Origin of the sequence: Zhongshania aliphaticivorans (assembly GCF_902705855.1) — a bacterium.
Lineage (GTDB): Bacteria > Pseudomonadota > Gammaproteobacteria > Pseudomonadales > Spongiibacteraceae > Spongiibacter > Spongiibacter aliphaticivorans_B.
In genome coordinates this window covers 43,927-66,960 of the sequence record NZ_CACSIJ010000001.1, presented here as the reverse complement: position 1 = coordinate 66,960, position 23,034 = coordinate 43,927, and the positions used below count along the sequence as shown (strand labels likewise).

General features: G+C 48.2%; 22 protein-coding genes. 13 read left to right on the top strand and 9 right to left on the bottom strand.

Features of this window, described 5'->3' with window-relative positions; genetic code table 11:
• The 5 genes from GVJ32_RS00250 to GVJ32_RS00230 all read left to right on the top strand — a co-directional run bounded on the left by GVJ32_RS00250 (position 1) and on the right by GVJ32_RS00230 (position 2,939).
• Positions 1 to 774 (top strand): ABC transporter permease, encoded by a 774-nt coding sequence (locus GVJ32_RS00250; RefSeq protein WP_159238053.1) that lies wholly within the window; start codon positions 1 to 3, stop codon positions 772 to 774.
• 15 nt (positions 775 to 789) lie between these two features.
• The gene (gene queF, locus GVJ32_RS00245) at positions 790 to 1,626 is read left to right on the top strand and encodes an NADPH-dependent 7-cyano-7-deazaguanine reductase QueF (protein ID WP_159238051.1); all 837 of its coding nucleotides are present in this window, start codon (positions 790 to 792) and stop codon (positions 1,624 to 1,626) included.
• 85 nt (positions 1,627 to 1,711) lie between these two features.
• Positions 1,712 to 2,059, top strand: coding sequence for a hypothetical protein (locus tag GVJ32_RS00240; RefSeq protein ID WP_159238049.1), 348 nt, complete (start codon positions 1,712 to 1,714; stop codon positions 2,057 to 2,059).
• Positions 2,059 to 2,292, top strand: a complete 234-nt coding sequence (locus tag GVJ32_RS00235) for a hypothetical protein (RefSeq protein ID WP_159238047.1) — start codon at positions 2,059 to 2,061, stop codon at positions 2,290 to 2,292. Before GVJ32_RS00240 ends, GVJ32_RS00235 begins: the two co-directional genes overlap by 1 nt.
• A gap of 107 nt (positions 2,293 to 2,399) precedes the next feature.
• On the top strand, positions 2,400 to 2,939 hold the full coding sequence (locus tag GVJ32_RS00230) for a dUTP diphosphatase (protein ID WP_235034987.1): 540 nt from the start codon (positions 2,400 to 2,402) through the stop codon (positions 2,937 to 2,939).
• Positions 2,940 to 3,247: 308 nt separating this feature from the next.
• On the opposite strand, the gene GVJ32_RS00225 is transcribed toward GVJ32_RS00230, so the two are convergent.
• The gene (locus GVJ32_RS00225) at positions 3,248 to 4,672 is read right to left on the bottom strand and encodes a DEAD/DEAH box helicase (protein ID WP_200841294.1); all 1,425 of its coding nucleotides are present in this window, start codon (positions 4,670 to 4,672) and stop codon (positions 3,248 to 3,250) included.
• Positions 4,673 to 4,676: 4 nt separating this feature from the next.
• Positions 4,677 to 5,216: a hypothetical protein gene (locus GVJ32_RS00220; RefSeq protein ID WP_159238043.1), complete on the bottom strand. Its 540-nt coding sequence runs from the start codon at positions 5,214 to 5,216 to the stop codon at positions 4,677 to 4,679.
• Here GVJ32_RS00220 and GVJ32_RS00215 point away from each other — a divergent pair.
• The gene (locus GVJ32_RS00215; RefSeq protein ID WP_159238041.1) at positions 5,215 to 5,541 is read left to right on the top strand and encodes a helix-turn-helix domain-containing protein; all 327 of its coding nucleotides are present in this window, start codon (positions 5,215 to 5,217) and stop codon (positions 5,539 to 5,541) included. The two genes, GVJ32_RS00220 and GVJ32_RS00215, sit on opposite strands and share 2 nt — an antisense overlap.
• 20 nt (positions 5,542 to 5,561) lie before the next feature.
• Here the strand turns inward: GVJ32_RS00215 and GVJ32_RS00210 are convergent, their stop codons facing one another.
• Complete coding sequence (locus tag GVJ32_RS00210; RefSeq protein ID WP_159238039.1) at positions 5,562 to 6,509, bottom strand: site-specific integrase; 948 nt, start codon at positions 6,507 to 6,509, stop codon at positions 5,562 to 5,564.
• Positions 6,510 to 6,772: 263 nt separating this feature from the next.
• Between GVJ32_RS00210 and GVJ32_RS00205 the strand changes: the two genes are divergently transcribed.
• Positions 6,773 to 7,807, top strand: a complete 1,035-nt coding sequence (locus GVJ32_RS00205; protein ID WP_159238037.1) for a DNA-binding protein — start codon at positions 6,773 to 6,775, stop codon at positions 7,805 to 7,807.
• A gap of 106 nt (positions 7,808 to 7,913) precedes the next feature.
• On the opposite strand, the gene GVJ32_RS00200 is transcribed toward GVJ32_RS00205, so the two are convergent.
• The 6 genes from GVJ32_RS00200 to GVJ32_RS00175 form a co-directional block, all read right to left on the bottom strand.
• Complete coding sequence (locus tag GVJ32_RS00200) at positions 7,914 to 8,234, bottom strand: P-II family nitrogen regulator (protein ID WP_008250279.1); 321 nt, start codon at positions 8,232 to 8,234, stop codon at positions 7,914 to 7,916.
• A gap of 93 nt (positions 8,235 to 8,327) precedes the next feature.
• Entirely contained in the window at positions 8,328 to 11,471 is a 3,144-nt protein-coding gene (locus GVJ32_RS00195) for an efflux RND transporter permease subunit (RefSeq protein ID WP_159238034.1), read from the bottom strand.
• A gap of 89 nt (positions 11,472 to 11,560) precedes the next feature.
• On the bottom strand, positions 11,561 to 12,496 hold the full coding sequence (locus tag GVJ32_RS00190; RefSeq protein ID WP_159238032.1) for an efflux RND transporter periplasmic adaptor subunit: 936 nt from the start codon (positions 12,494 to 12,496) through the stop codon (positions 11,561 to 11,563).
• Complete coding sequence (locus GVJ32_RS00185) at positions 12,493 to 13,833, bottom strand: TolC family protein (RefSeq protein ID WP_159238030.1); 1,341 nt, start codon at positions 13,831 to 13,833, stop codon at positions 12,493 to 12,495. Before GVJ32_RS00185 ends, GVJ32_RS00190 begins: the two co-directional genes overlap by 4 nt.
• 83 nt (positions 13,834 to 13,916) lie before the next feature.
• Positions 13,917 to 14,255 carry a hypothetical protein gene (locus GVJ32_RS00180; RefSeq protein WP_159238028.1) on the bottom strand — a complete coding sequence of 113 codons (339 nt, stop codon included), beginning with the start codon at positions 14,253 to 14,255 and terminating at the stop codon, positions 13,917 to 13,919.
• A 59-nt stretch (positions 14,256 to 14,314) separates the two neighbouring features.
• The gene (locus GVJ32_RS00175; RefSeq protein WP_159238026.1) at positions 14,315 to 15,205 is read right to left on the bottom strand and encodes a cation transporter; all 891 of its coding nucleotides are present in this window, start codon (positions 15,203 to 15,205) and stop codon (positions 14,315 to 14,317) included.
• 79 nt (positions 15,206 to 15,284) lie between these two features.
• Here GVJ32_RS00175 and cadR point away from each other — a divergent pair, with 79 nt between their 5' ends.
• The 6 genes from cadR (at position 15,285) to GVJ32_RS00145 (ending at position 23,033) form a co-directional block, all read left to right on the top strand.
• Positions 15,285 to 15,683, top strand: a complete 399-nt coding sequence (cadR, locus tag GVJ32_RS00170) for a Cd(II)/Pb(II)-responsive transcriptional regulator (protein ID WP_159238024.1) — start codon at positions 15,285 to 15,287, stop codon at positions 15,681 to 15,683.
• A gap of 349 nt (positions 15,684 to 16,032) precedes the next feature.
• Positions 16,033 to 16,413: a BlaI/MecI/CopY family transcriptional regulator gene (locus tag GVJ32_RS00165; RefSeq protein WP_159238022.1), complete on the top strand. Its 381-nt coding sequence runs from the start codon at positions 16,033 to 16,035 to the stop codon at positions 16,411 to 16,413.
• Between the two features lie 2 nt (positions 16,414 to 16,415).
• On the top strand, positions 16,416 to 17,369 hold the full coding sequence (locus GVJ32_RS00160) for a M56 family metallopeptidase (protein WP_159238020.1): 954 nt from the start codon (positions 16,416 to 16,418) through the stop codon (positions 17,367 to 17,369).
• Between the two features lie 9 nt (positions 17,370 to 17,378).
• The gene (locus tag GVJ32_RS00155) at positions 17,379 to 18,686 is read left to right on the top strand and encodes a TolC family protein (protein ID WP_235034986.1); all 1,308 of its coding nucleotides are present in this window, start codon (positions 17,379 to 17,381) and stop codon (positions 18,684 to 18,686) included.
• Positions 18,683 to 19,915 (top strand): efflux RND transporter periplasmic adaptor subunit, encoded by a 1,233-nt coding sequence (locus GVJ32_RS00150; RefSeq protein WP_159238016.1) that lies wholly within the window; start codon positions 18,683 to 18,685, stop codon positions 19,913 to 19,915. The genes GVJ32_RS00155 and GVJ32_RS00150 overlap by 4 nt, the downstream gene beginning before the upstream one ends.
• 10 nt (positions 19,916 to 19,925) lie before the next feature.
• The gene (locus GVJ32_RS00145) at positions 19,926 to 23,033 is read left to right on the top strand and encodes an efflux RND transporter permease subunit (RefSeq protein ID WP_159238014.1); all 3,108 of its coding nucleotides are present in this window, start codon (positions 19,926 to 19,928) and stop codon (positions 23,031 to 23,033) included.
• Position 23,034 lies beyond the last annotated feature (1 nt).

Sequence of the window (23,034 nt, the reverse complement as noted above, 5' to 3'; positions counted from 1 at the left end):
ATGACATTAGCTGAACAGTGGGTGGCCTTTTACACCATTGTCCGCAAAGAGATCCGCCGGTTTTTGCGGATTTGGATGCAAACCTTACTGCCTCCCGCAATCACCATGTCACTGTATTTTGTGATATTCGGCGCGTTGATTGGGTCACGTATTGGCCAGATGGGTGGCTTCACTTATATGGAGTTTGTTGTGCCGGGTTTGATTATGATGTCGGTCATTACAAACGCTTATTCTAATGTGGTGTCGTCATTCTTCGGCGCCAAGTTTCAGCGTTTTGTTGAAGAGATATTAGTGTCGCCGATGTCGAACAATACGGTTTTGTGGGGCTTTGTTATCGGCGGAGTTGCGCGGGGCTTGCTCGTCGGTTTAATTGTTACTTTGTTGTCGCTGTTTTTTACCAGTCTCCATATTCAGCATGTCGGCGTTACCATTGCGATTGTGTTAATGACTTCAATTATGTTTTCACTAGCGGGCTTTATTAACGCCGTCTTTGCGAATAATTTTGACGATGTATCGATTGTACCGGTGTTTGTTTTAACGCCTTTAACCTATCTCGGCGGCGTATTTTACTCGATAGATTTATTGCCAGATTTTTGGGCTGGCGTGTCACGTTTAAATCCTATGCTTTATATCGTCAATGCCTTTCGCTATGGCGTACTGGGTGTGTCTGATGTAAACGTAACGACGGCGTTTCTAATGGTTGGCGGGTTCACTATTGCGGCCTATGCATACTGTATGTATTTGCTGTCTAGCGGTACGCGCCTTCGTCAATGAGGCGCGAGAATCATTATGGTTGATCATCAAGGCCACGGCCCCTTAGGCGAAAAAGTTACTTATCCCGATCAGTATGACCCTTCCTGTTTGCATGCGATTCCAAGACAACAGGGTCGGCAGGAGTTAGGGATTGATACAGCGAAACAGCTACCGTTTGCCGGTGTAGATATTTGGAATGCTTATGAGTTGTCGTGGCTGAATGAATCAGGGAAACCGGTGGTTGCGTGTGCCGAGTTTCGGTTTGCTGCTGATAGTCCAAATATTATCGAATCTAAGTCTTTTAAGTTGTATTTAAACTCCTTTAATCAAACGCGGATTACAGATCTAGCGTTCTTAAGGCGAACGCTTGAACGTGATTTGAGCTCGGTGAGTGGCGCGGGTGTTGAGTTGACGCTTTATACTGCAAATTGTTGGGCAGATACTTACGCAATATCGGAGCCTATAGGTGAATGTTTGGATGGGCTTGATATTACCCCGACATCCTATACGCCAAATTCTGAGCTACTTACGCTGGATGGTGACGTCGTATGTAGTGAGCATCTATACAGCAACTTATTGCGATCTCGTTGCCCGGTGACTTCGCAGCCAGATTGGGCTAGCGTAGAGATTCGCTATACTGGCGCCAGGATTAATCATGAGAATTTATTGGCCTATATAGTATCGTTTCGTGAGCATGATGAGTTTCATGAGCACTGTGTTGAGCGAATATTTAGTGATATCAGTAGGTGTTGTCAGCCGGAATCCTTAAGCATTTATGCGCGCTACACCCGTCGGGGCGGCTTGGATATTAATCCTTGGCGAAGTAGCGATAATACACTCATTCCCATCAACAGCCGTGGTGTTCGCCAATAGTTGGTAGGGGAGTGAGTCTTTGGAATTGATAGGTAAATTACCGGATAGTTTGATGCCCACTTAAGCGCATAATGGCTTTCATTCAATGATAGAAATGAGAGTCGCGATGCTACTTGCTAGCTATTTACTAGGTTTTGACAATAAAGACACTGTGAAGCATCTTGCAGTTGATAGTGTCTTGCCTGAGCAGCTGCAAAGTGTTGATATACGCTTATGTTCGAGGGGCCATGGTGTAGATGGCACTTCAGATATAGTTGATCTCGTTCTGTTATTTCCGAACACGGACTCACCTAATAATATTGTATGTTTACCCGCAATTCCCTCCAATACGGTGGGTCATTTGTTAGCGGGCAAGCCTTTGCAGATTATTGATTTTGCCCATGGGCGTAAGCTTTCACTGGTTTACGCCACCGAACAGCAGTGGTGTGCTTGATGGGCTATATGCAAAAAAGCAGGCCTTTAGAGTCGAAGCATTATTCTGTTCACGGCCCGCAGTCGACAATCAGTCTTTGTTTAGATAGTCGTCGAGTGAGTTACGGTGCAAATTTCCTAGCGCAGATTCCGGATAGTATCGGTGATCGTCTAGGGGAAGATTGCCGCGAAATTGTCAGTGCAGATTTATTGCACTACTTCATCGAATTGGGTGAGAACCTGTCTCAGCAATAGCTTTTGCTAGAATTCCCTTCAAATATATAAAGCGGTAAATAGTCGCTGCTTAATACCTCCTCCTTGTTTATCATGTGCACTCAGATTTTAGATGGGTGGGTTAAATAGTGTCTGATTCAACGCGTCGTCCGGCTTTTATTACTATGCTGGATTTGCAGAACCGCATGAACAGCAAGGTAAATAGCGATTGGATGAGCCAAGGGAATGCGTGGTATCGCGCAGCTTGGATCGAATGTGGTGAGCTCATGGATCACTACGGCTATAAATGGTGGAAAAAGCAGCAAGCTGATTTGGGGCAAGTCCAGCTCGAAGTGGTCGATATTTGGCACTTTGGTATGAGTGCGCTGTTTCGCGACGGTGTTGCTATTGATGCGCTGGCGGATGAAATTATTGAGGCCCTAGCGGTGCACTCTCCGACAGGTTTGGGGGTTTTGGAGGCGACAGAGGCGTTAGCTGAACATTGCCTGCGAACGAAAGGATTTTCCGTGCCTTTGTTTTGGGATCTGATGACGGCTGCAGAGCTTGGCTTTGACGATCTTTATAAGCAGTATGTCGGTAAAAACGTGGTATGCCTAGAATTCTTGTCAAAAGGAGAGCAGGGTGGGCGAGTGAAAGGTCTATTTTATCATGGTTTCTTGGCTGCATAAGTGATGTGTAAATCTTTACTATAGAGGAGGGTGTAAAGATAGTGAGCCAGTTTGGCCAAACTGGCCATATTTTCTTTACACATCTGCGCTGTGCGCGCCGATAGTTAGCGGACCAAATTCTAGATGTAAATTGCTCAGTACCAAGACTTTCATACTTCCATAATGCGTCACGTTAATAGAGCGTACATCGACATACCCGGAAGGCTCTTCTAAACTAAGATTGCGTATCACCGATAAGGATTCAATTCTGAGGCTTAAGCGACCGCTTTAAGTTCGTGTTCGGTGGCGCCGTATTGGTGCCCACTTTCTTAACGATTAAAGGCGATGTCTTGTATCGCAAAATTTATTATTTCCTGCTTAAATCGTCCAAATAGGCCAACCGACGTGTCGTAAGTTTCAGCAAGCGTCGGTGTAGTTAATGCTGAAAGATCAACCCCTTTATCGTCTGGAAATAGCTCGGTAGAAAAATTGACGTTTACAATTGGCTTAGGATCGTTCTCTATCTCCGGTAGCGTCAGTACTTGAATTGAGTTATCGCTTGTAGTGATACTTCCGGTCATCTGTTCGATGGCAATGGTGTTAGCGTCGGGTATGTTTTCAACAACTCGTTCTGCGTATTCTACTAAATTTGGTTCGGCCGGAATGAATAAAAATCCTTCATCTTTCTCAACACCCGTTGACCGCAATATACGTCCTAAAACTTGCCTGAAATACAATTCTGTCTTCACCCTCGTAAGGTGGCAGCATACTTTTAGACGAGGGATGTCGGTACCTTCGCTAATCATGCCTACAGAAACGATCCACTTATCATTCGCTTCTCGAAAATCTCGAATGGTATCTTGTGCGCCATCGTGTAAATACGTCACTACACGGGCCGAATCTCCGGTATCACGCTTTATAATCTCGGCGATTTTAATCGCATGATCGACTGTTGCCGCGACGACCAAGGCTCCTGAGTTAGGTTGCCTTTTTCTAACCTCGTTAATTTTCTTTGCAGTGATCTTGATCATATAGGTAATCAAGTCAGAACTATCTAAAAGTTGCTGGTAGGTGCATTTAGATTGCTTAAGGAGTTCTGCAAATGAACTATAGCGCTCCCTCTCGTCACCTGATAATAATGTGATCTCGTCATTGTCTACGGCGATGATCTTAGGTATCCGACATACACCATCTTGAATTGCTCGCTCTAATCCGTAGCTATAATCACACTGTATAACTCCACCTACACAATAGCTTGAGAGCGCGATGGGGACTTTATCTGAGCGCCAAGGCGTACCTGATAGAGCGAGCGTATAATCTGCCTCCCCTTGAATATGTTGGATGATTTTTTGACCCCAGACATTTGCGTTGTCCAAATTGTCGCCAGCGCAGTGATGTATTTCATCAAAAATAACCAATGTTTTGTATTGAGACAGGAGAGACCAAAAAGAGAGGTCTTGGCTGGGCATTGACTGATACGTAAGGGATCGACCCTTTGACCCAAGTAATCCATCCAATTTACATTTTAATTGTGACTCAATTGACGCTTGGAATGATGTCGCGACATTGACTGAGGGTGAAAAACAAAAAACTAAATCAATTTTCCCTGAATCCATCAATTCTTTGGCGATTCTCGATGCCATGAATGTTTTCCCGGCACCTGGTGTCGCTAAGCAGAGAAAGTGAGGGTGCTCCGTTTCATACTTCGTTAGAGCAGCTTCGACTGCTTCGTATTGCCATCGTCTAAGTTGCATGATGCTACCCTGCATACTGGGAAAGCATATTTTCAAGCGCTTTCATTTTGCCAAGCAGCGTGGCGCTGCGTTCACGAGCCTGGTTATACAAGTCTTGTGCGCTCTCACGTAGATCAGGGTGTTCATTGCAAAGCGCGCTGTATTCTTCAGATTCGCCAATAGCGCAAAGCATTTCAGTTCTATAACGGCTGAGCTTTTCTTTTAGCGAAGAAACATGTCGATGGGCAGACACGGCGGGTTGTCGATTGGTTTTAACGTCGTCCTTTATTTTTACATTAGCAAGATGATCCACTGAAACATCTAGAAATTCAGATGTTAACTGGTAACGTGGCCAGCCATTAACGTCCGGCAACTTGATCAATTGGTCATTTTCAATCAAGCATTTCATTTTGCGATAGACATATTGCCGCGCAGCCTTTTTTGAGCTGTGTTGGGTCTCTTGATGCTTGAGATACTTTTGTGTCAACTGAGCAACGGTGAATGGTGTGTCTGACATGTTTTTCAAAACATGAAGAAGTGCATCTTTGATTTGTATGTTTTTCATGAAGCAGTATATCGTCTTTCTTGTCTCGAATTTCGCGACATTCTACATTGTCTCTATCATCGAGACAATGAAGCCATCTCCCTATACAGTTCACTACGAAAACCTGCGCATCTGGTTGAAGCAGCAGCGGGAGGAGAGCGGGTTATCGTTACGTGCGGCTTCAGAATTACTGGGCCGGCACCACTCTGTTTTGGGGAAGATGGAGCAGGATCGCAGAAAAATAGAGCTGTCAGAGTTTATTGAGTATTGCCAGCTCATTGGTGCAGACCCCCATGAAGGGCTAGATATAATGATCAACTCTATGAAGGCATCAAAACTGGTTTAGTGGAATCTGCCCTGAAGACCTTACATTTGGTTATCGGGCAAGTTTAGGCTTTTGTTGTATTGACTTAAAAAAGGATCATCAGCTTCGATATATTTTAACGCTGTCTTAATATCCTTCCAGCCTACATATTCCATTAACGCCTTGATGTCCCACTGTTGAGTATTGCTCCATGTAGCAAATCCACGCCTCAATGAATGACTGCTGTAGTCATTTGAATCAGAAATACCTGCACCTGAGCAGCTTTTCTTAATGATCGAAATGACACTGGCAGGATGAAGAGCATTTTCGCGGAGATGCCCCCATCGGTTGATACCTTGGAAGAGGGGGCCATCTCGTAACTGCGCTTCGTTGACCCAGTCTAGGTAGGCCGAAACGGGGCAAGGCTGCTGCAGTGCGGGTACGCGAACGCGTCGTCCTAGCGAGCGACGATCCGTTTTGCTTCGCGGAAGAAATATCTCAAGTCCTTTTCCTGGCATCACAGTCACGTTCTCGATGCTAATGCGAGTTAGCTCATCGCTACGAAATGCACGCCAGAAACCAATGAGGAACAGAGCCTTGTTACGTACAAATTTAAGACGGTGAGCCCGTGAACATGCTTCGGATTCCAAATTACTATCGAACCACATAACAACAGTACGGAGCTCTTTAAGTTGCAGAGGCTTGGCCTGTGCCTCACTGTGTGGATGAAGTTCTGCTATTCCTTTGAGCACTTTTTTGACGTGAGGTGCTTTTGTTGGATCAGGAAAGCCTTGGTCATTATGCCACGCAGCAAGTCCAGACAAGCGCAGTTTTAGGGTGTTGATAGCTAAAGTCGGTGCGTAGTGTGCGAGGTAGAGCGCGACGCTATCAGCCGTCGCTGGCAGATAGCCACCCCATACAGATTCATAGTGTTCTATTGCTGCGCGGTAGCTCTTTCGGGTGTTTTCGCGTGTCGCGGCATGGATGTATCTGTCGGTGGGGTTAGTCATTAGGTGTCTTATATAGTGGCAGTTTATCCAGAGAAATGTCGTGCGTGTGGCAGCCTACTCGTGCATGTCTTCACCGCGATTACCTGAGCCAACGCCGATTCTGTACTGAAAAGAGCCTCAAGATTACGCTTTTTTGCCATGACATTAAATAAGTCTCCCTTATTTAATGTCATCAAAGCACTATCATGCGAATAGCACTAGCTATAATATGGTATGTATATACATGATACGTAATATGGTACGAAATATACTGGAGATGATTTATGGCTAGGGGTGGAATCAACAAAGCATTGGTCTTAAAAGCGCGGGAAGAAGTTCTTAAAAAAGGGCAAAACCCCTCCATAGATACGATACGGATCGCACTTGGCAACACCGGTTCTAAGTCCACTATTCATCGATACCTCAAAGAATTAGAAGAAGAGTCCGCCACCAGAATGGACGATGTTGAGCTACTCAGTAAGCCTATTAAGGAGCTTATTACACGTTTGGCCGCAGGATTAAGGGAGGAGGCGAACGTTATCGTTGAGCAGCAAGCAGATAAATTTGAACAACAATTACAGGACCTTCTCTCAAAAAATAGTGCGTCAGAGCAGGCTTTAGACGTACTGAGCAAACAAAATGCTTCGCAATTACAAATGTTAGAGTGCTTAGAAACTGATTTAAAAGGTAGGGATATCGCACTGACTCATTCTGCAGAAAATGCGGCCGAAGCAAAACAAACCGAATCAAAACTGACAGCATTACTCAAGGAAAAACAGACCCAAATTGAGTCGCTGGAGGAAAAGCATCTTCACAATCGTGAGGCCCTTGAACACTATCGGCAATCAGTTCAGGAGCAGCGCGACCAAGATCAACGCAGGCACGAGCAGCAAGTCCAACAGTTACACGCAGAAAATCGCGTTTTAAATCAAACTTTGTCGCTTAAGCAATCCGATATCACGCAGCTAAACAAGGATAATTCACGCTTTATCTCGGAGCTTGGCGCCGCTCAAAAAGCACTAAGTCTCCTGACATCCGAGAAAAATGAACTTGAGAGCAGAGTAAAGGCATTAGCATTGTCTGAGCAGTCACTAAATATCGAGTTACGCAACTCCCGAGAACAAATTGAATCCTACTCTGTAGAAAACGGTAAATTGAGGCAAGAATATGGAGGTCTGCAGTCCAAACAACAGGCTTCAATCGTTAAAATAGCTATGTTGGAGGCTGGGGTTAGTGCTAAAAATGACGTAATTAATCAACTTATCGCTGGGGCCACAGGGGTAATCACTGATAACGTCCCGGACAATCACATCAAATAATTTCCCGCTCGAATAATTCCGTAAGCAGTTTTCAGGGCTTTGATTGAAAAGCCTATGATTGCCTACGGAGTTAAAATTTAGTTGATTTTGGGTGCGAATCTCGCTGTTAGCTACCCGGCCCGCCTATAGGCAGTGCTTGCTCTATGGGGCTAACATAAACCCAGCCGGAGATATGTGGGCCAATTCTTCCAGCCGTACGAATAATGCCAGTGACATCATCAACTTGAGAATCCTCACAGACTAGTGAGATTCGAACCTCAGAAATAACAACACCAGCATCTGTTGAATACGATTGTTCGGATTCGCTAAGTGGTTTTAGCGTCCCCTTTACATCTAGCAGGGTTAGATTTTTATAGCCGGCATCGCGTAATGCTTCAACTACAATGGCGGATCTGACATGGTGTATAAATGCTTTGATTTGTTTCATAACGGTACTCCATGAATTAGTAGAGCGATATTTATGGTTGTGGATTTGTCTGGCCATAAGTAATGCACAGCCTTATGGCCAGACGGTAAAGCATTAAGATGCCATTTGACTCTCATCACTCTCAGGGATGTTTTTTGGTTTGCGGTAAGCCATACGGTATAAACCGGGCAAAACCAGTAGGGTTAATAGGGTAGAGGAGATGATTCCCCCGATAACCACCGTCGCGAGTGGCCGCTGCACTTCCGCACCCGTGCTGGTGTTGAGGGCCATCGGCAGAAATCCGAGCGCGGCTACCAACGCGACCATTAGTATCGGCCGTAGACGTAACATCGCGCCTTCTTTGATCGATAGATCGATATCATTACCCTGCACCAGCTGATCTCTAAACGCCGAGACCATCATTACGCCGGTGAGTACCGAAACACCGCATAGCGTAATGAAGCCAACGCCTGCGGTGATAGACAAGGGGATGTCACGCAGCCAAAGCGCAATGACACCGCCAGTTAGCGCCAGTGGCACACCGCTGAATACGAGTGCCGCATCTTTCGCAGAACCAAAGGTCATCATGAGTAGGGCAAAAATCATGACAAGTGTCACGGGTACTAAGAGGCTTAACCGCTCCGTTGCGGATTGGAGTTGCTCAAACGTACCACCGTATTCCAGCCAATATCCGGGCGGCAAGGTCACCTCTCGTTCAATTTGAGTTTGCACATCGGCAACAAAACCACCTAAATCCCGGCCCCGTACGTTGGCACTAACAACGAGGCGACGCTTACCATTTTCGCGGGAAATTTGATTCGGCCCCGGTGCCAGCGTGAGCGTGGCGACTTCATTGAGTGGTACGTAGCCTCCTTGCGGGAGTGGTATCGGCAACCGTTCTAGCGCTCGCAAGTCGTTGCGGATTTCCTCCGCCACCCGTACGACGATAGTAAACCGTTGGTCACCCTCAAAGATTAATCCGGCTTCTTCGCCACCTGTCGCAGCGGCTAATACCTCTTGGACATCAGCGACGTTCAGACCGTAGCGGTATAGTGCCGGCCGATTGGCTTCAACCGACAATATAGGTAAACCAGAAACCTGCTCTACTTTGACGCCTTCGGCACCCTCAACGCCGTTAAGCGCCGTTGCAATCTCAGAACCTGATTTCAATAACTGATCTAGATCGTCGCCGTAAATCTTAATGCCTAGGTCTGAGCGAACACCGGAAATCAGTTCATTAAAGCGAAGCTGTATCGGTTGGCTAATCTCGAACGCGTTACCGGGGATGAGCGTTAGTTTTTGCCGGATATCTTCTAGCAGTTGGGCTTTAGACTTGTCGGGGTCGGGCCAGTCTGCACGATCTTTCAGCATCACATAGCCATCAGAGATGTTTGGCCCCATGGGATCACTGGCAACCTCTGCGGTACCGACGCGTGAGAAGTAGGTTTTTACTTCCGGTATTTCCAGTACAGCGCGTTCAAGCCGAAACTGCATGTCGAGGGATTGAGTAAGGCTGGTGCCGGGAATACGCAAAGCCTGAATGGCAATATCACCTTCATCCAGGTTTGGAATAAACTCAGTGCCCATTTTTATGGTCAATCCACCAACAGCGATGATTAGCAGTACCGCGCCGGCTAATACGCTGAAACGGAATTTGAGTACCCACGCCAGAACTGGGGTATACACCCGTTTTGATTGACGAACAATGATGTTGTCTTTTTCTTCAATATGACCACTGAGCAACAGTGCGACTGCAGCGGGCACAAAGGTTAATGACAGCACCAAGGCCGACAATAAGGCGATGATCACGGCCATGGCCATGGGCGTAAACATTTTCCCCTCCACGCCGGTGAGAGCGAGGATCGGCAAGTTTACTAAAATCACCACCAGAACGCTGATCAAGCTTGGCGTGAAAACTTCCCGTGTCGCGGCGAAAACGGTTTGGAAGCGTTCATCCAGTTTGAGTATGCGGCCGAGTTGATGCTGCCTACCAGCCAGTCTTAGTATGCAGTTCTCAACAATAATCACTGCGCCGTCGACAATAAGACCAAAATCGAGCGCTCCCAAGCTCATCAAGTTAGCACTGACTTTGGCTTGTACCATACCGGTCATGAGCATTAGCATTGACAGCGGAATGACCATCGCAGTGAGCAAAGCGGCGCGGACGTTGCCGAGCATGACTAGTAAAACAACGACAACCAGTACGGCACCTTCAAGTAGGTTCTTCTGTACGGTTGCAATGGTTTTATCGACGAGTACCGTTCGGTTATAGACGGGCTCGGCGGTGATCCCTTTGGGCAGTGTTTTATTGATTTCCACCAGCTTTGCGGAAACCGCTTCCGAAACACTGCGACTATTACCGCCCAACAGCATCACGGCGGTGCCGAGTACGGTTTCTTCCCCATCGCGGGTTGCCGCGCCGGTACGGAGCTGTTTGCCAAAACTGATGTCGGCGATATCTCCTACTGTTATCGGGATACCGTCTTTGTGAGTGACGATGATCTTCTCCAGTTCAGCAATGTCGGCAACTTGCCCAGGTGCGCGAATAAGATATTGCTCACCATTTTTTTCAATGTAACCCGCACCAACATTAGCGTTGTTTTTTTCTATTGCCTCAACCAAGTCATCAAAGCTTAAGCCGAAGGTTAATAGTCGCGCAGGGGTCGGAGTGATGTGAAACTCTTTTTCAAAACCTCCGATCGTGTTGATTTCCGTCACACCATTGACCAGACGCAACTGGGGACGAATGACCCAATCTTGCAAGGTGCGCAAGGCAGTCGCATCATATTTCTCGCCGTTTGGCTGTCGGGCATCGTCGTCTGCGTGCACCGCGTAGTGAAAAATCTCCCCGAGGCCGGTCGCTACTGGCCCCATCACGGGTTCAATGCCCGAGGGCATATCACTTTTGGCCTGCTGCAAACGTTCATTGATCAAGTTGCGGGCAAAGTAAATGTCCGTCCCTTTTTCAAACACAACGGTGACCTGAGAGAGCGCATATCTCGACAAAGAGCGGGTACTCTCTACGTAAGGTAATCCGGTGATTGCCAGCTCGACCAAGTAGGTAATCCGCTGCTCTACTTCCAGCGGTGAGTAACCGGGTGCACCCGTATTAATTTGTACCTGTACATTGGTGATATCGGGTACAGCATCGATGGGCAGGTTTTGATAATTCCACACACCGAGTGCACTAATGGCGAGCGTAAAAAACATGATCAGCCAACGGCGTGCAATTGAAAAATGAATAAGTTTATCGATCATAGCGAGGCCCTACTACGGTCTCGCACCACGAAATAACGTAGTGCTGGTGGCAATAGCTGCGGTTGGAGTTCGCAGTGCGGTGGATGTGATTAATGTCCATGCTCAGCATCCTCCTTGCCCATTTCAGATTTCAAAACAAAGCTATTTTTGATTACGTATGTTTCGCCAACTTTTAGTCCACGCAGTACTTCGCTGGCTTCGCCATCTGTGCGACCTAAGGTGATATTACGAGGTTCAAAACCCTCGTCTCCTTTCACGAAAATAACGGTTTCACCTTCGATCAGTTGCACAGCTTCATTGTTGATAACAGTGGCAGCAGAAGTTTCAGTTTGGGTAATTTCGGCATTAACAAAAAGTCCAGGTTTCCATAGATTGTCGACATTGTTCAGCAGGACGCGCGCTGTGGTGGCTTGATTAGAAGGGTTACCCTGAGTGGCAATAAAGAAAATTCTCCCTTCGCCAGTGCTGGCGTGGTTAGTGCTTTTTATCCTTACCGTTTGCCCCAATGAGAGCTTGGCGATGTCTTTGGGGAACACGGAAAGATCTACCCAAACGCTAGAGTAATCTTCAACAACAAACAGTGTTTTATCGTTTGTCTGTTCGCCAATATTGGCGTTGCGCTGACTAATGACACCATTAAGTGCAGAATAAATAGGATAGGTTTTTAAGCTTTCATTCGCCTCAACAGTGACAAGCACATCACCTTTGCGGACGTTATCGCCAATGGTTTTATTGACGGCGCGGATGACGCCGTCATAGCGGGCTGTGACGGCTTGGGTTTGTTCCGCATTGCTCGTAATAACCCCGTAAACGGCTAATGTCTCGCGAATTGCGCCAGGCCCAACTTGGGCTAGGCCGATACCCGCGTGCTTCATTTGCTCTTGAGAGAGTTCAATGTGGCCCTCGTCATGATCTTCTTCATCGCCATGTCCACTTTCGGCATGGGCGACTAATACTGAAAAACAAATTGTGGCGTAGAAAATGGCATTAATAATGGGTGTTTTAATCGTATCGTATATATTCATTGTGCTGTTCCTGAGAAATCGCTTGATACGCTATAGAGCGTCGAGGACAAGGGCTCTGCTGTTAGCTGTTCAATTTCGGCGCCATAAGTGAGTGCAGACGCAGCCGCTTCGATCAGTGTGCGCTGAGCATTCAGTAACTCCTGCCGTGCAGACACGTAATCCAAATAGCCATAGCGCCCACGTTCATAGGCAATTTGCGTTTCTTTGAGTGCATCTCGCAGCGCAGGGATGATGGTGCTTTGTAGTGTTTTGGCCGCGAGAATTGCTTGCTTTCTATTGTGGAATGCACGGAACAATTGTGTGTGCATACTCAGTAAAGCCACTTCTTTTTGTACATAGATTTCATTGCGCTGGGCACGCGCGGCAGAGACCGCCCCTGTGTTTCTTCTGCCGGAAAACAGCGGCATGCTGAAGCCGGCCACTAGTGCAGAATCATCGTTTGCTTGAAATCGACGCACGCCTAGCGACCAACTGACATCCGCTTTCGACTGTGTTGTGGCAACGCGCAGTTCGGCATCCTTGAGGCGCTCTTCAGCCGCAAAAATGAGGATTGCTGGATTCTTCTCCATTTTTGCGAAGAGCGAGTCAAACTCAATATCGGTGCCAAAGTGATATAAATCACCTTCAAGTGTCACAAAATTAGGCGTTTTTTCACCCCAGAGCGCAGCGAGGGAAACTTTTAAGTAGTTAAGCTGCTGTTGGGTGGACTGTAGCGTTAGGCCAGCCTGTGACGCAGCCGCGAGTGCCCGTTTCACCTCTGCTTCAGGCGCTGCCCCAGCTTCGGCGCGCCGTCTCACGATATTAAGCGTTTCATTGGCAAGCCTATTGGCTTCTCTCGCAAGGGTAACCTGCTCCTGTGCAGCAAGCGCATCCACATAACGTCGGGTCACTTCGCCTAATAATTCCAATGATTCCACTTGTCGCTGTGCATCGATCACTGAGCGACTACTTGAAACAATACCCCGCCTCGCTGAGCGCTTATCACCCATTTCCAAAACAGAGGAGAGCGAAACGGTAAGTTCTGCGCCATCAAACCCACTGAGCTCATCAGCGCCAGAAAAGTTTTCTGCGTCAATTCCTAGCTCATAGGCAGGTTTTAGCGCCGCAATTTGCATCTGCCCACTTAGCGCAGAATTGCGAAACTCAAAAACCTTTAATGACGGGTTTAGCTCGATAGCACGCTTAAGTGCGGCATTGAGCGTAAGGGAGTTATTTGTAGCTTCAGCGTGCGCAAAAGATACTTGCCAGCCGAAAAACAAACATAAAAGCACCAGCTTTTTAAAGCTGTGTTGCGTGCGCCATACGAATCTCGTAGGCATAAAAAAGCGAATAGCCATGTAAAAATCCACGTTTAATAGACGGAACCATGCCGAACATTACGGAAATAACCGAAATGTCGTTAGATTAGTAAAACGTAGGCTTAAACTTTGGGAGGGCGGTAGAAGGAGAATAGCGGGTCGTTAGGAATCGCCATATTATATTGGGTTTTGAGTAATACAGTGCTCGGAGCAGATGAAAATGACAGGAGTGCCGGAACTAGCTGGCCATGATGACAAAAACCGCAGTGGTCGCAGTTGTCTAGATGTGTCGAATCTTTGGTATTAAGCTGCTTAACAATTAATTCGTTTTGAGTGATGTCACTTTGATCAAATACAGCCAATGGACTTGCGTCTTGAACGTCATGGTTATCCGCAAAAGCAAATACTGACTGGCAAGCAATCAGTATTATCAGCAGATAAGATGTCCAATGTTTAGTCACAATTAACCTTTTTAATGAATTCGGTTTGGTATCATTTTGCGTGTGAAAAGCGAAACTGTTTACGATTTCAATTTCAGAATTCGGTGCGCGCCATGGAGCACTAGTCCGGAAATAAGCAAGCCAATTACTAGATCAGGGTAGCGTGATCCTGTCATCGCAACAAGTACACCGGCCAAAATAACACCCACATTGGCAATCACATCGTTCGATGAGAATATCCAGCTTGCCTTCATGTGTGCGCCATCATCCTTGCTTTTAAATATCAAAATCAGGCATGTTGCGTTGGCGATCAAAGCGATAACACCAAAGCACATCATCAGAGTGGAAGCTGGTTCACTGCCAAACATAAATCGTCGTATCACTTCACTTAGCACACCTAAAGCTAACGCCAGTTGCAACCAGCCTGAAAGGTGAGCAGCTTGTAGCTTTCTTTTGGCGCTGCGACCCACTGCGTAGAGTGCCACGCCATAAATCGAAGCATCAGCCAACATATCTAGCGAGTCTGCAATAAGTCCCGCAGATTGTGCCCACCAACCAACCAATAATTCAACGACAAACATGCTTGCGTTAATCACAAGTAACCATTTTAGGATGGTACCTTCTTTGAAACTTGCCTCTTTTGCTGACGCTATCGCTTGCGACAGTTCATCGTGGTCTAAATTGTGAGTAGCTTTAATTTTCGCGCCGAGGCTAAGCGAATCCAAACGAGACTGTATGGCGACAAGGTTGCCACTGTGAAATACCTTCAGCATGCGGTTGGGCGTGTCAAATTCTAGAACCACATCCGGTTCCATGCCCTCTAGAGCCATCTGAATTATGCGTTCCTCAGAAGGACAGTCCATCTTGGAAACCACAAACTGGCTAACGTAGATTTTATCGGGCTGCAGGGTGCTTATAGTACCTTTATCATCGGTATTCTCTGCAGGTTGGCCGTTGCCAGTCAGTGTCATTGCGCCGCTCCTTTTACTTTAAATCATGCTTAGCCTAAACTCTATGGTAACTATAGAGTCAAGCATTGAGGTGAGATTGGTGAAAATTGGAGAGCTAGCCAAGTTAACTGGGTGTTCTGTGCAGTCCATACGGCACTATGAAAAAGAAAAGCTGTTGGCCTCGCTGCGGCGCAGTGACGGTAACTTTCGCTTGTATGATTCCGCGACGGTAGACCAGCTAAAGTTCATCAAGCATTGTCGAAGCCTTGATCTTTCGCTTGCCGAAATTCGGCAACTTATCGCGCTAAATCAGCAGCCGGGAATGGGGTGCGAGGATGTGAACAGAATGGTTGATTGCCATATAGAGCAAGTTGCACTTCGAATAAATGAGTTACAAGACCTCCAAAACAAATTGATGACGCTTCGAAATAGCTGTTCCAGTGAAAGCACTGTTAAAGAGTGCGGGATTCTTCAAACTTTATCGGTGACTCGAAAATAGCTTGAGAGTTAATTCACTCACTATTAAAAGCTTGCCTATGCAGCGTGATAAGGAAGGGTGGACTCCCCCAGAGTTTACTAGACAGTTAATAATTAAAAACACAGCGACTGACCGCTAATGCGACGCTAGAGCCAGACACCTCAGTATCTAATGGCGTACTTCCTGAGCTGGTAAAAAACGGACGAATTACCACTCCATAGATTTCCTTGATCCTTCGCTAAATATCGGTCGTTTACCAAAGCGAAGGCTTTTACTATGCGGCACCGCATACCAAAACATAAAACCGATTGACGATCGGTTTTATCGCAGGCACTATAGCAATCTTCTACAAATTTAGGTCGAATGTGTCATGCAATTGGGAAATTTGGAAAAGTCGGTTCTTCAGTATTTTTGGGATACTGACGAAGCAGACGCCAAGCGGGTACATCGCGAGCTATCGGATGATACAGTAAGGACGTTGAACACGATCCAAAGTACTCTCGACCGCCTATACAAGAAGAAGCTTTTGTTTCGTAATAAGTCAGGCCATGCCTTTATTTATCGCGCAGCTATGGCCAGAGATACTTTTTTGGCTCGGTTGGTGCGCGAGGTAGCTGCCGATTACACTGATAATGAAGACACGCTACTAGCTGCGTTTAGTTCACTATCAGCAGAAATGACCGAAACCCAATTGCAGGCATTAGAATCGCTTATTGATCAGCGCCGCGCCAGCGATAAATCAGGGAAATAACGATGCTCGTCGGCGGCTATGCAATTATCCTAAATAGCGTGTTTATTGCCGCATCGGTGTTTTTCTATTGCGCACTAATTCTTGCTTTAGTTTTTCGAACTACTGAGCAGTGGCGGGTCAAATTATCCGCAGGCGCTCGCCAATGGGTGTTGTGGTCATTTGTTTTGATTCCTTGGCTTGTTGCTCTAAGCGTTACAATCGTTGTACTAATGCCTGATTCAGCCGCTGCTATGCCCTCGTGGTTCTTGGCGCTTACCCATTGGCACCATATTAATGTTTTCAACTTTTATAGCTGGCATAGCGTGCTGGTACTTCTATTTGCCGCGACGTCTTTCCTAGCGATAGTTCGTCATACTCACCAATTGCTTAAGCATCGGTCTGCCCTTGGTGCGCTGCTTAGCCTTGATGGTTTTACTAAAAATAGTAGTTTGGGCTCTACGGTGATTTATGCGTTCACCGCTGGTCTTTTCCGGCCTAAAGTTTTTATCAGTCCTGCCTTGCAGGCACAATTATCTGCAGCTGAAAATGACATTGTTTCTCGCCATGAACTCGCCCATCAGCAGCGGTTTGACCCTTTACGGAAGTGGTCTTTTTCCTTTCTTGCCGCGTTTTATCTGCCAGTCATTAGCCACCGGTTACGCCGCGAATTTTCTTTATGCCTGGAGCTGATTGCAGACGATTATGCGGCTGGAGGCGGATCGGGGGGCACCACAGTTGCTAGTACCGTGATAAAACTATGCCGTTTGTCGCGTAATCAACAGCAATTTGCCAGTCCCTTGTCTTGTCATTTCTATGCGTCTGAAATCGAAGCGCGTGTTCATTATCAGCTGAGGTCTGAGCCAGGCCGCGCTTTCCCCTTATCCTTGTTTGTTGTATTTCTGTGCGTACTTTCGGCGTCCTGCCTTTTGAGCGTAGACAGTTATCATCATGCGTTTGAAGCAATTTTTAGTCATTGAGGCGTATTTATGCATGCTTTTAGTCCGTTTCGAATGCCAAAAAAACCGATCCATAATCGGTTTTTTTGGCATAAAACGCTTATTCTAATTCCGTTATTGCTGGCTATGTCGACGGCCTCTGTGGCCGAGAAATCCTTAACATTAAACCAGGCCATTCAGCGAAGCTTTGCTAAACACCCAGAGCTGCAAGCCTTTAGCTACCGTCGCGCTGCTGCCGCTGGAATGGCGCAGCAGGCACGGGTCGGCAGTCGCCCACAGCTTGGTTTAAGTGTTGAAGATGGATTTGGGTCAGGTGACTACAGTGGCGCCGACAACCTTCAGTCGACGCTCAGTATTAGTTGGGTTTTAGAGGGTGACTTACTGCAGCAGCGCGGACATAGCGCTGACGTGCAAAAGCAGGTGATTAGCGATGATCAAGCAATAAAGAAACTGGATGTGGCCGCCGAGACTGCCCGTCAATTTCTCACCGTAGTCGTTTATCAGCAGCGTAAGGAACTCGCTGAAGCCGCAAGAGCGCAAGCGGACTTAGTGGTTAAAGAACTATCGAAACGCATGGATGCAGGCAAATCGCTGCTTGCTGACAAACTTCGTGCCGAGGCTGAGCTAGCGCGGGCAGATATCGCGCTAGAAGATCTCGATCATGAAATTCGCGGCGCTAAGCGGATGTTGGCGACCCAGTGGAATGCCCGCGAACCCGATTTTGAAACTGCTTCCGGCTCCCTTGCCATTGCCACCGAAAAACTGAACTACGAGGCGCTAGCGCAGCGTTTAAGCAATCATCCCCGCGTACAAAAACTACTCAGCCAAGAGCGCGTAGCGCAATCCGAAATAGCCTTAGCGAAAACGGAAGCACAATCAAGATGGCAGTTTTCAACCGGCGTACGGCGTTTTGAAAATACCGACGACTACGCCTTAGTGGCTGGCTTTACCGTCCCCTTAGGGGGCGAACAGCGTAATCGTGGACGTGTAGCCGCTTTAGCTGCGGAGCGTGATGCTTATCGTGCTGATGCTGAAGCGGTGCAAATAGTACTGGAAGCGCGCTTGTACGTTTTGCTGCAAGAGTTTCAGCACGCGCAGCATGTGGTTGGTGCACTGCTTGAGCACATTATCCCAACGCTTGAACAAGCCCAGAAAGAAGCTCGAAACGCATACCAGCTTGGCCGGTACAGCTACCAAGATTGGCACGGAGTGCAGCAGGAGTTGCTCGCGACACGAAGTCATTTATTAGATAGCCAGTTTAAAGCACAGCTCACACGCGTCGAAATTGAACGTCTAACCGGTTTGCCTCTGTTAGGCAACGATGAGGTAAATCCATGAGTAATTCAGTAAAACGATCGTTAATCGTCAGTATGCTTGTCGCGCTATTAATGAGTTTAAGTAGCGCTGCACTCGCCGTTGGCGCCGAAGTGCAGGAAATTGAACCTGAAAAAGGCCCGCACCGGGGGCGCATGTTGCGCGAGGATGACTTCGCGATTGAATTGGCAATCTTCGAGACCGGCGTACCGCCAGAGTTTCGTGTTTGGGCAAGTCAAGGTGGCGAGGCCTTGCCTCCAGAGAACGTCAAGGTAAGCGTTACTTTGGGGCGCCTCGGTGACGGCGACGACCAAATCAATTTCAAGCCGCAAGAAGATTTTTTGCGCGGTGATATGGAAATAGTCGAACCTCATTCCTTTCTAGTTACGCTTAACGCTTCTTATGGTGGTAAGCACTATCAGTGGCAGTACGATAATTTTGAAGGGCGAACTCGGATTAATGCCGACGTTGCTGAAGCGATGGGTATTAGCACTGACGCTGCGGGTTCGCAACTGCTCGTCGAACGCTTGCCGCTGTTCGGTCGACTGGTAGCCGATACCAATGCTTTAACGCAGCTAAGCGCCCGTTTCGACGGTGTGATTAAAGCCATTCACGTAAGCTTGGGTCAGCAGGTGAAAGCGGGCACTCCGTTGATGAGCATCGAGAGTAACGAAAGCCTGAAATCCTATGTGTTGCGCGCTGATATTGCAGGTGAAATTGCGGCGCTGCCGGTCAATATCGGCGAAGCGACTGCTGGCCGTACGCTGGTGAGTATTGTCGATCGCTCCCGCCAAGTGGTTCTACTTAAAGCCTACCCTGACGACCTGCGTCGAATTGCGCTAAACAACAGCGTGCAGCTGCTCAACGATGCGATGGAAGAAATTGGCGAAGGTGTCGTGCAGTGGATTTCACCGCTGCTCAATGCGGATCAATCTGCTGATATACGCGTTAGCGTTGACACCAGTAATCTTGCGCTGCCAGTGGGGAGCTTTGTACGCGGCAATGTGGAAGTGGCTCGCTATGAAGTACCCCTCGCGGTAAAGCGCCAAGCACTGCAAGGCTTTCGGGATTTCACCGTGGTCTACGCCAAAGTCGGCGATCAATACGAAGTGCGCATGTTGGAACTCGGTCGCGAGGCGGGCGACTGGATTGAAGTCCTAGGTGGACTAAAGCTGGGAACCGAATACGTTACCGAGAATAGCTACATCATCAAGGCCGATATCGAAAAATCCGGCGCTTCACACGACCACTAAAGGACGTCCCATGCTTGATGCAATTATACAATTTTCCCTAGCGCGGCGCGGTGTGGTGATGGCCGCTGTGCTTGCGCTTTGCGGTTTGGGTTTATGGAATTTCAACCGACTGCCGATTGATGCCGTTCCCGATATCACCAATGTTCAGGTCATAATCAATACTGAAGCACCGGGCTACACGCCACTGGAGGTAGAGCAACGCGTCACCTATGCCATAGAAACCGCGATGGCAGGCCTGCCCGAGCTGCAGTACACCCGATCTGTTTCTCGCTACGGGCTTTCCCAAGTCACGGTCATCTTTGGCGATGACACCGATATTTACTTCGCACGTCAGCTGGTGAACGAACGGCTCGGCAACGTGCGGGCCAAATTGCCAATCGGGCTGGAGCCTGAACTTGGGCCGATAGCGACGGGTCTGGGGGAAATTTTCATGTTCACCGTGGACGCTGAGCCCGGTGCGACTGATGCTGATGGCAAGCTAATTACGCCAACGGATTTACGCTCAGCGCACGACTGGATTATTCGCCCCCAGCTATTGCGCGTGCCCGGTGTGGTTGAGGTTAACCCCATTGGCGGCTACAAGCGGGAAGTGTTAATTGGCCTGCAAGCCGAAAAAATGCTCGCCTATGGTGTCTCTCAACAAGAACTGATCGATGCGGTTGCCGACAATAATCAAAACCGTGGTGCAGGCTTTGTTGAGCAAAAAGGCGCGCAATGGCTGCTACGTATTCCAGGACAAGCCGAAACGCTTGCCGATATTAGCAAGATCGTCATTAAAACGGTGGATGGTCAGCCTCTGCGTGTTGCTGATGTGGCGACCGTGGGCGATGGCAAGGAGCTGCGTACCGGTGCCGCCACCCAGAATGGCCGCGAGGTCGTTATGAGCACGGTATTTATGCTCGTTGGCGAAAACAGCCGTACCGTTGCCAAAGCTGTGGGTGAACGACTTGAAGAAATTAAGTCGAGCCTGCCAGAAGGCATTACCGCGACGGCGGTATACGACCGCACCGGCCTCGTGGATAAAACCCTGAAGACCGTAACGACCAATCTGCTCGAAGGTGCTTTGCTGGTTATTGTTATTCTGTTCTTACTACTGGGTAATGTGCGCGCGGCGATACTGACGGCGGCGGTTATTCCTGTCGCGATGTTAATGACCATTACCGGCATGGTACGTAGCGGTGTTAGTGCTAACTTAATGAGCTTGGGTGCATTGGATTTCGGTTTACTCGTAGACGGCGCCATTATCATTGTGGAGAACTGTTTACGCCGTTTAGGCCTTGCCAGCGACAAGCAGACCTTGTCGTTGAATGAGCGCTTAGATGTAGTGTATAGCGCCACCAAAGAGGTGATACGACCCGCACTGTTTGGGGTGTTTATCATTACGGCGGTATATTTGCCGATCTTCTCCTTAACTGGTGTAGAAGGCAAAATGTTCCACCCCATGGCCATGACGGTAGTCATAGCCCTGAGTGCCGCAATGCTACTGTCCATCACCTTTGTCCCAGCGGCAATTGCCATGCTGTTTAAGGGGCCGGTAGTCGAAAAAGAGAATCGCGCATTTGATGCAACAAAGGATCTTTACGGTCGACTGTTGCGCAAAGCCATCGCTATGCGTGGCGCTGTGGTTGTAGCTGCGCTGGTATTACTGGTTGTATGTGCTGGCTTGGCAAGTCGTTTGGGCAGCGAGTTTGTGCCAAATCTTGATGAGGGCGATATCGCTATGCACGCGCTCAGGATTCCGGGCACCTCGCTAAGTCAGGCGGTGGCATTACAGGAAACCTTGGAAGCCACTATCCAGACCATGCCTGAAGTAGAGCGCGTATTTGCCAAGATCGGCACCGCCGATGTCGCAACTGATGCGGTTCCCCCGAGTGTGGCAGACAACTTCATCATTCTAAAACCGCGCGATCAGTGGCCAGATCCGAGCAAGACTAAGAACCAAGTTGTGGAAGAACTCGCAGCTTTGGTCGAACCCGTGCCGGGCAATCGCTATGAATTTCTTCAGCCGATCCAGATGCGCTTTAACGAGCTCTTGTCGGGCGTGCGCGCCGAGCTAGCGATTAAAATCTTCGGTGATGATTTATCACAGCTCGAAACACTTGGTGGAGAAATTCAAAATGTCATCGGCGCAGTGGATGACATTGTCGATGTCCAGATGGAGCAGACCACGGGTTTATCCATGTTGACGCTTAAGCCTAAACAGTCTTCCCTAGGCCAATATGGTGTTGAGCTGAATACCCTGCAAGAACAAGTTGCCACGGCAATGGGCGGCCAGGGCGCGGGGTTTTTCTACGAGGGTGATCGCCGCGCCGAGATTGTTGTGCGGCTGCCGGAAGACCGACGCAATGATATTGAACAGTTGGGCTCACTTCCCATTCAAATATCTGGTGGAGGCTATGTGCCGCTGAAAGAGTTGGTGGATATTGGGCTGACGACGGGGCTGAACCAGGTCAACCGCGAGAATGGTAAACGCCGAGTGGTGGTGACGGCGAACGTTCGTGGCCGCGATCTTGGTAGCTTCGTTAGCGACGTAAAGGCAACGATCGAATCGCAAGTAACACTGCCAGCAGGCTATTGGGTGGAATACGGTGGTACCTATCAGACTTTGCAATCCGCATCGCAGCGACTGGCCGTCGTTGTACCTGTGACACTACTCATGATTATCGGTCTCTTATTACTGGCTCTTGGCTCATTAAAAGACGCGATGATTATATTTAGCGGTGTGCCGCTTGCACTGACCGGTGGCATTTTGGCACTGGTATTCAGAGATATACCCTTTTCCATCTCTGCGGCTGTGGGGTTTATTGCTTTGTCCGGTATCGCAATACTGAACGGCTTAGTGATGGTGTCATTTATTCGCGAGCTGCGTCGCGATGGCCTGGGGTTAGAGCCGGCGATTATCGAAGGCGCGCTGACACGCTTAAGGCCGGTCATTACCACGGCGCTGGTCGCGTCCTTGGGCTTTGTACCCATGGCTTTAAACACGGGGATAGGCTCAGAAGTACAGCGTCCCCTTGCTACCGTGGTGATTGGCGGTATTTTGTCGTCAACACTGCTTACCTTATTTGTGCTGCCGTCCTTGTACCGGATGCTGCACCGCGCCGATAAAGGAGCATAAT